This is a genomic window from Candidatus Bipolaricaulota bacterium (genome assembly GCA_021159055.1).
Lineage (GTDB): Bacteria > Bipolaricaulota > Bipolaricaulia > UBA7950 > UBA9294 > S016-54.
Genome location: JAGGSO010000113.1, coordinates 1 through 7594, shown reverse-complemented (window position 1 = coordinate 7594; position 7594 = coordinate 1). Strand labels below are relative to the sequence as shown.

The 7594-nt window shown below is 61.7% G+C and carries 7 protein-coding genes; 4 read left to right on the top strand and 3 right to left on the bottom strand.

Annotated features, from left to right (window positions below):
- Both J7J55_05930 and J7J55_05925 read right to left on the bottom strand, forming a co-directional pair.
- A partial coding sequence (locus J7J55_05930; GenBank protein ID MCD6142239.1) for a hypothetical protein occupies positions 1 to 402 on the bottom strand: 402 nt, incomplete at its 3' end.
- Positions 403 to 462: 60 nt separating this feature from the next.
- Positions 463 to 1701, bottom strand: a complete 1239-nt coding sequence (locus J7J55_05925; protein ID MCD6142238.1) for an MFS transporter — start codon at positions 1699 to 1701, stop codon at positions 463 to 465.
- A gap of 178 nt (positions 1702 to 1879) precedes the next feature.
- Between J7J55_05925 and J7J55_05920 the strand changes: the two genes are divergently transcribed.
- From J7J55_05920 to J7J55_05905, 4 genes are read left to right on the top strand one after another with little or no spacing between them, the layout of a single operon-like run.
- Positions 1880 to 2638 carry an IclR family transcriptional regulator gene (locus J7J55_05920; protein ID MCD6142237.1) on the top strand — a complete coding sequence of 253 codons (759 nt, stop codon included), beginning with the start codon at positions 1880 to 1882 and terminating at the stop codon, positions 2636 to 2638.
- Between the two features lie 33 nt (positions 2639 to 2671).
- On the top strand, positions 2672 to 3961 hold the full coding sequence (gene icd, locus J7J55_05915; GenBank protein ID MCD6142236.1) for an isocitrate dehydrogenase (NADP(+)): 1290 nt from the start codon (positions 2672 to 2674) through the stop codon (positions 3959 to 3961).
- Between the two features lie 12 nt (positions 3962 to 3973).
- Positions 3974 to 5257: an ATPase gene (locus J7J55_05910; GenBank protein MCD6142235.1), complete on the top strand. Its 1284-nt coding sequence runs from the start codon at positions 3974 to 3976 to the stop codon at positions 5255 to 5257.
- Complete coding sequence (locus tag J7J55_05905) at positions 5254 to 7101, top strand: ATP citrate synthase (GenBank protein ID MCD6142234.1); 1848 nt, start codon at positions 5254 to 5256, stop codon at positions 7099 to 7101. Before J7J55_05910 ends, J7J55_05905 begins: the two co-directional genes overlap by 4 nt.
- A gap of 225 nt (positions 7102 to 7326) precedes the next feature.
- On the opposite strand, the gene J7J55_05900 is transcribed toward J7J55_05905, so the two are convergent.
- The coding region (locus J7J55_05900) for a hypothetical protein (protein MCD6142233.1) at positions 7327 to 7594 on the bottom strand (268 nt) is incomplete at its 5' end.

Here is a 7594-nt window from a genome sequence, read left to right as displayed (position 1 = left end):
GTCCGGGCTCACCGGAACGGATACAGTGGCAACGAGGGTGTTGTTCCGTTCGTTCCCTTCCTGAATCCGATCGAACGGCTGGTCCGCCACCACGGTTATCGTATGCATACCGACCTCAGCGGTCCAGGTAGCGGATACCGTGCGGGCCTCCCCCGGCCCGAGCCGTGGTATGGATGGGGTGGTGACGGGAAAGTCATCGATCAAGATCCGGACGGAGAACTGCCTCCCGGCTGGATCTGTTCCCACGTTCTCCACCGTGGCGGTGATCGTCACCTCGTCCCCGGCGACCGGGGAAGGCGGGGTGAGATCGATCGCGGTGACGACAAGGTCGGGTTGTGCTGTCGCAATGAAGACGGAAAACAAGAGGACAAAAGCGGCTACGACGGGTATCCAACGCTTCAAGTCCTTCCTCCTTTCTCGCTATATGTTCATTCTAATCTACCCCGGGATACGCGTTCGGTTTCATCCCCTATGGTAACGCTGTGGGCCGAGCAACAACACCGGAGCGAAGAGGAGGCCGAGGAACCCGATCGCCCCGATCCCTAACCCGACCCCGATTCGATCGGCGAGGAACCCGACAAGGGGAGCGAGTGCGGCAGTGAGCAGGGTGCGCAACTGCGATTCGACGGAGAGCCCGGTGGCCATCGTTCGCGACGGGATCAAGGCGGATAGGTACCCGACGAGGATCGGGCGGCGCAGGTTCTGGAGGATGTAGAGGCCGAGATAAGCTCCGATCGCAACCCACCGTACCCCACCCCAGGTGGACAATCCGGCCCCGAGGAGTAGCCCTGTCCCCATGAGATAGAGTCCGTTCGCCGCCCGCGGGAGGGAGCGTACTCTCCGTTCCAGCGCTCCGGCGTGGGCGGCGGCGTAGCTCGTTCCGAGGTAGATGAAGAAATAGAGTCCCCCGACGATGAGCGCTGTTCGCTTCTCCACGGCGAGGGAGATCAGTATCGGAAGAGCGATTGCCTGGGACTGCAGGATCGGCTGCAGGTAATCCTTGGTCGCCTTAAACATCGCGTCGAACCCCGCTCCGCTGATCAGCCCGCGCAGCAGCTCCCCGCGGTGCAGCATTCGGATCGATTCCCGTCCCGTTGCCGCGATTCGTCGCAGGAGCCGCTGCCACCACCCTCCCTCCACCGGGACCAACTCCCCGTCGAGTGCTTTGGGGTAGGAGGCCATCAGGATCAGCTCGAGGAGATACGGGACGATCGAGGCGAGGAACACGATCCGGTAGCTTCCGGAGTGAAATACCAACCCAGCGGCGATCAGCGCTCCCACTGCCGAACCGAACTGGGATGCGGCGCGGGTGTGGCCGTAGTACTCGACGCGCTGTTCCTCCATCCCTTTCAGCCGCAGGTACTCGAGGATCATCGCCTTGTGGGTCCCGGAGCGGAATGCCTCCCCGAACGCGAATAGAACCATCGCCAGGACGTATACGGAGAAGCTGGGAAATAAGTAGAAGATGGCGAACGAGACGAGGTAAGCCCCGAAGGCGGCGAGCATCGACTTGCGCCTCCCGTAGGCGTCGGCGACCACTCCGGTCGGGATCTCGAGGACGTTTGTCGCGATCTCCCGCACCGAAAACAGTGCCCCGATCTCCAGGTAGGATAGTCCCATCTCGCGGAAGAACAGGATGATGAACGGATCGAAGAACCTCAGGTTCTTCAAAAATCCGTACGCACGAAATTTGTGATACATCAAATCCTTCGTGATCGTCACCGGTTCTCCTTCCCGTGATCAGAGGTGCGCTCTCTGGCCAAGACGGTAGTGAAAATCCCGCTTTAGTTCAAGCGCGACTTGACCGCCTCGCCGATCCATGCTATCCTATCCACATCGTGAGAATTGATTCTCACAATATGAGAAACAGGCGGAGAGGATGAGTACGCTGAGCACGCTTGAAAAGTGCGTGCAGATACTGAACTTGTTCACAGAAGCGGCGCCACGGTTGAGCGTCGATGACATCTCCGCCCGCCTTGGAATCCCGAAGAGCACCGTTTATCGCTACCTAACCGCCCTGAAGAAACACCGACTCATCGCTGAGGATAGCCACCCCGGCATCTACCGCCTTGGGGAAGGGCTCCTGGTCCTTGCCCGCGGAGTGGCGCGCTCCAGCGTGCAGGAGATCGCGCTTCCGTTCATGGAGGAACTGCAACGGGATTATGGTGAAACGGTGATCCTCTCCGCGTTGCGAAACGATCGGGGGGTATGCCTGGAAAAGGTCGAGGGCACGCATACGTTGCGCGTTTCGCACGACCGGGGAGAGATCTTTCCCCTCCACGCCGGCGCGTCGGGCAAGATCCTCCTCGCCTACCTCCCCTCGCAGGAGCAAGCACGGATCATCCGCACCCAGGGGCTCCCCCGGTTCACCGCCACGACGATCACCGATCCGAAGCAAATGCGGGAAGAGCTGGCTCGGATCCGGGCGCAGGGATATGCCGAGAGCGACGGGGAGGTGACGGAAGGGACGTACGGGATCGGGGCTCCGATCCTGGATCGCAGCGGGGGGATCATCGCCGGGATCAGCGTCGCTGCCCCAAAACAGCGACTGCAGGGGCGGAACAAGGAGCAGATAGTGCGAGTTGTCGTCGAAGTGGCGCGAAAGATCAGCGAAGCAGTACAGGCGCAGGAGATTTAAAACAAACTTTCAATACAAGGAGGAGGCTGACAGATGGCCGAACAACCAGAGGGTTCTCCGATCACGATCACCGCGGGTAGGCTCAACGTGCCGGACCGACCGATCATCCCGTACATCCGGGGCGACGGGATCGGGCAGGACATCACCCCAGTGATGCTCAAGGTGGTCGACGCAGCGGTGGAGAAGGCGTACGGAGGCAAGCGGCGCATCGCGTGGATGAAGGTGTTGGCGGGAGACGAGGCGGTGGCGACGAACCATCCCGATCTCTCGCCGGAGGAGATCGCGGCGATCCCGCCCGATGACCGACAGAAGTTGTACCTGCCTCAAGAGACGATCGATGCGATCAGGAAGTACCTGGTGGCGATCAAGGGACCGCTCACCACGCCGGTGGGCGGGGGGATCCGCAGCCTGAACGTGGCCCTGCGCAAGATCCTCGATCTGTACGCGTGCGTGCGACCGGTCCGCTACATCGGGACGCCTGCGCCGGTGAAGCGCCCGCAGGACCTGGACATCGTCTTCTTCCGCGAGAACACCGAGGACGTCTACGCCGGGATCGAGTGGAAGGCAGGCACTCCGGAGGCGGAGAAGGTCATCGATTGGCTGTCGACCGAGATGAAGGTGGGGGATCGGATCCGGTTCCGCAAGAACTGCGGGATCGGGATCAAGCCGATCTCTGAGGAGGGCTCCAAGCGCCTGGTGCGCGCAGCGATCGATTACGCGGTCAAGAACAATCGCCGCGTGGTCACCCTCGTCCACAAGGGGAACATCATGAAGTTCACCGAGGGGGCGTTCCGCGACTGGGGGTACGAGGTCGGCGCGGAGTATCCCCAGGTGATCACGGAGACGGAACTCTACGACAAATACAACGGGGAGCTCCCGGAGGACAAGATCCTGTTGAACGACCGCATCGCCGATCAGTTCTTCCAGCAGATGCTCCTGCGTCCGCGCGAGTACTCGGTGGTGGCGACGATGAACTTAAACGGCGACTACATGTCCGACGCTGCCGCCGCCCAGGTCGGCGGGCTCGGAGTGGCGCCCGGAGCGAACATCAACTACCAGACCGGCTGCGCCCTGTTCGAGGCGACGCACGGGACCGCCCCCAAGCACGCGGGCAAGGACGAGGTCAACCCCTCCAGTCTGATCCTGTCCGCGGTGGAGATGCTCCGCTACATGGGCTGGACCGAGGCGGCGGAGATGATCGTCTCCGGGATCGAGAAGGCGATCGCCTCCGGCCGCGTCACCTACGACCTCGCCCGCCAGATGGAGGGCGCAACCAAGGTCTCCTGCTCCGGGTTCGGAGAAGAGATCATCAACAACCTGTAAAAGGAGTCAAAAATGGCACAGAAAGGGATACGCGAATACGACGCCAAGCGCATCATCGGCGAGGCGCTTCCCCAGTATTCCGATGGGCGGTTCCGGCTCGATCCCCGCCGCGTTCTCGTGACTCCGGAGACCGATCTCGAGGCCCTGCCCCAGGACGCCTCCTGGCTCACCGAGACGCGGCTCGTGGCCAAGCCGGACCAGCTGTTCGGCAAACGCGGCAAGAACAACCTCCTCCTCGTCGATGCCGACTATGAGCAGGTCAAGGCGTGGATCAAGGAGAGGATGGGAAAGGAAGTGACGATCGTTCAGACGACCGGCGAGACGACCGGGGTGCTTACCCATTTCCTGATCGAGCCGTTCGTCCCGCATGAGGACGAGTACTACCTCGCGATCACCTCGGCCCGCGAGGCGGACGTCATCCACTTCTCCACCAAGGGCGGGGTGGATATCGAGGAGGTATGGGACTCGGTGATCGAGATCGAGGTCCCGGTCATCGCCGATCCAAGCAAGGTCGACGTCACCGACCGACTCCCCGATATCCCGAACCGGGAGACGCTCGGGGCGTTCATCAACGCGATCTACCGCATCTACTGCGACTACTACTTCACTTATCTTGAGTTCAATCCTCTCACCTTCGTCGACGGTAATCCGGTCCCGCTCGACACGGTGGCCAAGCTCGACGACACCGCCGCATTCCAGTGCGCGGAGAAGTGGGGCAAAATCGAGTTTCCCAAGCCATTCGGAAGCCTGGCCACCCCTGAGGAGGAGTACATCGCCTCCCTCGACGAGAAGACCGGGGCATCGCTCAAGCTGACGATCCTCAACCCGGACGGCCGGGTGTGGCTGATGGTCGCCGGCGGCGGGGCGAGCGTGATCTACGCCGACACGGTGGTCGACCTCGGGTTCGGGCACGAGCTCGCCAACTACGGTGAATACTCGGGGAATCCATCCACTGAACTCACCTACGAATACGCGAAGACGATCCTCGACCTGATGACCCGCAAGCCCGATCCACAGGGGCGACCGAAGTACCTGCTGATCGGCGGGGGAATCGCCAACTTCACCGACGTGGCCAAGACGTTCACCGGGATCATCAAGGCGCTCAGGGAATACCGCGACAAACTGATCGAGAACAAGGTGCGGATCTACGTGCGCCGCGGCGGACCGAACTACAAAGAAGGTCTGGAGAAGATGCGGAAGCTCGGCGAGGAGATTGGGGTTCCGATTGAGGTGTACGGGCCGGAGACACACATGACGCGGATCGTCTCCCTGGCGCTGGAGGAGGAGAAGAAATGAAGGACTACGAACTTTTCACCCGCGACACGAAGGCGTTCATCTACGGGGCACAGACGGCGGCGCTGCAGCGGATGCTCGACTTCGACTACATGTGCCGCAAGGACTCCCCGAGCGTGGTCGCGATGATCACCCCGGAGCGCGGCGGATTCCAGAAGGTGTTCTGGGGTACGAAGGAGATCCGGATCCCACGCCTGCGCTCGATCAAACAGGCGGTGGAGCGATTCCCGGAGGCCGATGTGCTGGTCAACTTCGCCTCGCAGCGCTCGGCGTTCGACGTGACGATGGAGGCGCTCGCCACCGACACGATCCGCACGATCGCGGTGATCGCTGAGGGAGTGCCGGAGCGCCAGGCACGGATCATGGCCGCCACGGCGAAGCAGCTTGGCAAATGGATCATCGGCCCAGCGACCGTCGGCGGAGTGAAGGCAGGCGCGTTCAAGATCGGAAACGCCGCCGGGACGATGGAGAACATCAAGATGGCCAAGCTCTACCGGCCGGGATCGGTCGGGTTTGTTTCGGTCTCCGGCGGGCTGTCGAACGAGGCGTACAACATCATCGCCCGCAACACCGACGGCCTGAACGAGGGAATCGCAATCGGTGGGGACGCCTATCCCGGCTCGACCCTGCTCGATCACCTGCTGCGCTACGAGGCGAACCCGGATATCAAGCTCCTCGTCTGCCTGGGCGAGCTCGGCGGAACGGCGGAGTACGAGATCGCTGACGCGGTGAAATCCGGCCGGATCAAGAAACCGCTCGTCATGTGGGTGACCGGCACGTGTGCCAAGGTCCTGCCCGGGCAGGTGCAGTTCGGCCACGCCGGGGCAAGAGCGGACTCGGCCAAGGAAACGGCCGACGCCAAGAACCAAGCGCTGCGCGAGGCGGGGGTGATCGTGCCCAATTCGTTCGACGACTACCACCTGCGCATCCGCGAGACCTACGAGCGGCTCGTGCGGGAAGGGGTCATCATCCCGGCAAAGGACTTCGAGCCACCGCAGATCCCGATGGACTACAAGCAGGCGGTCGCCGAGGGGCGCGTGCGCCGGCCGACCCACTTTGTGTCCACGATCTGCGACGAGCGCGGCGAGGTGCACAACTACGCCGGGGTGCCGATCGACGAGGTGATCGAGAAGAAGTACGGGATCGGTGGGGTGATTGGGCTACTGTGGTTCAAGAAGGACATCCCGCCGCACGCGCGCGAGTTCCTGGAGATGGTGATCCAGATCATCGCCGACCACGGTCCGGCCGTGTCCGGGGCGCACAACACGATCGTCGCCGCCCGAGCGGGGAAGGATCTGATCTCGTCGCTCGTGAGCGGGCTTCTGACCATCGGACCCCGGTTCGGCGGCGCGGTGAACGGAGCGGCGGAGCACTTCCTGTACGGGCTGCGCAACAACCTTTCCCCGCGCGAGTTCGTAGACGCGATGAAGAAGAAGAACGTGCGTATCCAGGGGATCGGGCACCGGTTGCATTCCCTGGAGAACCCGGACGCGCGGGTCGAGATCATGAAGAACTACGCCAAGACCCACTTCAAGAAGACCGAACTCCTCGACTACGCGCTCGCCGTCGAGCAGGTGACGACCAAGAAGAAGAACAACCTGATCCTGAACGTGGACGGGTGCATCGGGGTCCTCCTCGTCGATCTGCTGAAGGAACTCAACTTCTCCGACGCTGAGATCGACGAGATGATCAAGGCGGGGCTATTCAACGCTCTGTTCGTTCTCGGCCGCTCGATCGGGCTGATGGGACACTATTTCGATCAAAAGAGGCTCGGCGAGCCGCTGTACCGCCATCCGCTCGACGACATCCTCTACGATGTCCCCAAGCGTCCGGAGAAGGTCGGATAAAATCCTGGGTTCAATCCTTGATCTGCCGGCCGAGGTCGCAAACCTCGGCCGGCATTCACTGAGAAAGCGAACCGGTAAAACCGCCCTTCAGGGGCGTAGTCGATTTTCTCGAGGGCGCGTTCTCCACGGGCGAATGGGCGCGGCTTACTTATGGCCGCATACACCTGTCGCCCATGTGCTTTCTCTGCCTCTGGAACTACCCCCTCTTGCCCTGGCCGTTCTCCATTACTTGAACTTAAATGCGCGTAACTTCTTCACCAGGGCAGCAGGAATCGTTGGGGTTGGATCGGATGAAAGGATCTCGTCCACTCTCTTACCCAGCCTTTCCAACAGCGTCTCGCTCGGCTTTCCTTCACTGATCGTTCGCCTGTCAATGAAGGAAGGCGGTAAGTAGAGAGAACGACGGAAATGCTTCGCGGTATGCGGATGTTTCAGGTAAATTGTAGGACCTTCTCCACTGACACTTGCACGTGCTACATCGTCGATTACCGAG

What these genes read in the sequence shown, in the direction of transcription:
- J7J55_05925 (MCD6142238.1), bottom strand. Translation starts at nt 1,701, where the DNA reads ATGTATCACAAATTTCGTGCGTACGGATTTTTGAAGAACCTGAGGTTC.
- J7J55_05920 (MCD6142237.1), top strand. Translation starts at nt 1,880, where the DNA reads ATGAGTACGCTGAGCACGCTTGAAAAGTGCGTGCAGATACTGAACTTG.
- icd (MCD6142236.1), top strand. Translation starts at nt 2,672, where the DNA reads ATGGCCGAACAACCAGAGGGTTCTCCGATCACGATCACCGCGGGTAGG.
- J7J55_05910 (MCD6142235.1), top strand. Translation starts at nt 3,974, where the DNA reads ATGGCACAGAAAGGGATACGCGAATACGACGCCAAGCGCATCATCGGC.
- J7J55_05905 (MCD6142234.1), top strand. Translation starts at nt 5,254, where the DNA reads ATGAAGGACTACGAACTTTTCACCCGCGACACGAAGGCGTTCATCTAC.